4 protein-coding genes are annotated in these 2,521 nt (G+C 34.7%); 2 read left to right on the forward strand and 2 right to left on the reverse strand.

Annotation, left to right across the window (positions count from 1 at the left end):
- Positions 1 to 536 (reverse strand): hypothetical protein (locus ABX784_RS16830; RefSeq protein ID WP_372656224.1); only part of this gene is annotated, 536 nt, incomplete at its 3' end.
- A 103-nt stretch (positions 537 to 639) separates the two neighbouring features.
- Positions 640 to 1,047 (reverse strand): hypothetical protein, encoded by a 408-nt coding sequence (locus tag ABX784_RS16835; RefSeq protein WP_372656225.1) that lies wholly within the window; start codon positions 1,045 to 1,047, stop codon positions 640 to 642.
- A gap of 251 nt (positions 1,048 to 1,298) precedes the next feature.
- Here ABX784_RS16835 and ABX784_RS16840 point away from each other — a divergent pair, with 251 nt between their 5' ends.
- Together ABX784_RS16840 and ABX784_RS16845 are read left to right on the forward strand one after the other, a co-directional pair.
- Positions 1,299 to 2,114 (forward strand): endonuclease I family protein, encoded by an 816-nt coding sequence (locus ABX784_RS16840; protein WP_372656226.1) that lies wholly within the window; start codon positions 1,299 to 1,301, stop codon positions 2,112 to 2,114.
- 162 nt (positions 2,115 to 2,276) lie between these two features.
- Positions 2,277 to 2,521: hypothetical protein (locus ABX784_RS16845; protein WP_372656227.1), on the forward strand; the 245-nt coding region annotated here is incomplete at its 3' end.

The raw sequence follows: 2,521 nt of genomic DNA on the forward strand, positions 1-2,521 counted from the left end.
GAAAAGTTTATTGCATGAATATTTATAGCAAGTAGCTCTTCACTCTTTCCTTCCATTGGATAAGTCGCAGAAGTAATAACCTTATGAGTTGAAACTATTGGCTCACGGTACTTAGTTCTAAAAAGACTTACATCTACGGGATCAACCTTAGAAGCAATTGCAGTTCCAGAAAATGAGTTTGGATACCTTGCGTAAGTGAAACTAACACCAGTATCAAATCTAAATCCCTCAATCTCGCGGTAGACCGACTGAACCTTTTCATCAGAGTCAGATTCTTGAATAAGTACTAAATCTTTACCTTTTATAATTTGAGGAAAGTCATTTTTAAAAGCAGGCTTACCACCCTTATAAATATTCCAAACGAGAACAGACATACGTTCTGGGTTTAGTTTATCCATTGAGGACTGACCTGAAATGAGGTGAATTTCATCTAGCGGAGGCGTTGTATAACCCGCTATTGAAGTGTATGAGAAAGTTAAATTCATGCTCAAAGTAGATACCAGAGCGACTAGTAATATTCTTGTTAGTTTATCCATAGAATAATTGTAACTATATTATAAATTGTTTGGATACTAATATTTAAAAAGGCGTGAAAACAAAAAAAGGCCACAAGAGTTGTGGCCTAAAGTATATCTGGTCTTAGTCCCAACGATTAAAAGTAATATGCATATCTGTTAGCATATTAGTTGTTACAAAGAAGTAACCTAAGTTTGTCTCTACGTAGCATACTCTAGAAGAAGGAATACCTCTAAGGATTTGATCACATCTATTGTGAGAACGTCCTCTAGCACTTCTACCAAAGTTAATTGCTTTTGGTGAACAACCTGCTTCTTCTATTAAAATTCTAATCATCTTGATTGAAAGAGCTAGGTGATCATTTCCGTAATCTCTTACATCGTAGTCATCAACACTAAGAGTGTGAGCAACAGAGTCAGCAGAATAGTCATTAGTCAGTCTATTAATACATTGAGTTTCATCTGCACTTGAAAATTCAGAAATAGCAAATAGAAGAAAACTTGTTACAACTACAAATCTTGCGAATTTCATTTAGAGCTCCTTGAAGCAAATCGTGTGTGTGTATAGGTCTTTTGTGGGGTAAATGTATAACAAGATCAGAAGCAAGAATCAAAGTCTTTTAGTCACTTTTTATTTCACAAACACAACGCAGAGCAAACCCATTAATTTAAAAAGAGCTAATAATTATTATTAGAAAAACTTAAAAATAACTTGGCTTTTTATTCCTGTGGTCCTATAAATTCCGGGCACCACACACTAATCTAATAATAGAGGTTTAGAAAATGAAAAAAATCTTAACGCTTATTCTACTAACGATTTCACTAAGTCCACTTGCTGCAAGTAATTACTACCCATCAGATTTCAATTCAAAAGTTTCAAAAGGTAAACTCTCTGACGAGAAGCTAAAGGATACTTTATTTGAAGTTCTTTCTTTAACTCATACAAGAAGAAAAGGAAAAGCAGACCTTCTTGGCTGTAATGTAAAAGAGGGAACATGCTATTCTCAAAGATCACTAGGCTATAAAGGAGCGAGAAAAGTTCTTTTTGGTAAACTTCACTTAGAAGAAGATGCAAACGGTTACTTCCTAAAAGATGTTTACTGTCGTAAAGTTTTTACTCGTAATCAAACAAATATCGGCCCTAACACAATTCCTAATAGCAATGTTCTAAACTGCGAACATACTTGGCCACAGAGTAAGTTCTCAAGCAACTTCTCAAAAGGAATGCAAAAAAGTGATCTACACCACCTCTACCCTACAGACTCTAAAGCGAATAGCACTAGAGGAAACTATGAGTTTGGAAATGTGAATGGATCTAGAGAATTAAGTAACTGTGAAGCTTCTCATTCAGAAATGCCAGGGAACTTTGAGCCACCTACTGAACATAAAGGAAATGTTGCAAGAGCACTCTTTTACTTTTCAATAAGATACAAAATGAAAATTAGTCCTGAGCAAGAAAGAACTATTAAAGAGTGGAGTATTCAGGATCCAGTAGATGCTGAAGAAAGAGAGAGAAATGATGGTATCTATGCAGTACAAGGAAATAGAAACCCTTTCATTGATTACCCAGAGTTAGCAGAGAGAATAAGCGATTTTTAAATAAAAATAATTTTCTATATATAAAGAAACCTCACGAATGTGAGGTTTTTTTATTTAAAAATACAATCCTGACAAAAAGATTAGATGAATCTAATAAAAAAGATTGGCCAGACCTAAAGTGAAGTGTGTAATATTTTCATGCCCCACTCAAAGGAATTTAGCGTGAAACAGCTTCTTATTTTGACTGCCCTAATTACATCGTTTACCACACTAGCCGGACACCCATACTACCCACAATCTTTTCAAGACTCTGTTGAGAGAAATGACCTCGAAGATGAATCATTAAAGGACACTTTAAAAAAGATTCTAACTTCAAAACACCAGAAAAATTCAGGAAAAGCAGACACACTAGGATGTTCTTCAAATTCTAGAGATTGCTATTCACACAAGAATCTAGGTTACAAGAC

This window comes from Halobacteriovorax sp., from assembly GCF_041587335.1.
Taxonomy (GTDB): Bacteria; Bdellovibrionota; Bacteriovoracia; order Bacteriovoracales; family Bacteriovoracaceae; genus Halobacteriovorax.

What these genes read in the sequence shown, in the direction of transcription:
- ABX784_RS16835 (WP_372656225.1), bottom strand. Translation starts at nt 1,047, where the DNA reads ATGAAATTCGCAAGATTTGTAGTTGTAACAAGTTTTCTTCTATTTGCT.
- ABX784_RS16840 (WP_372656226.1), top strand. Translation starts at nt 1,299, where the DNA reads ATGAAAAAAATCTTAACGCTTATTCTACTAACGATTTCACTAAGTCCA.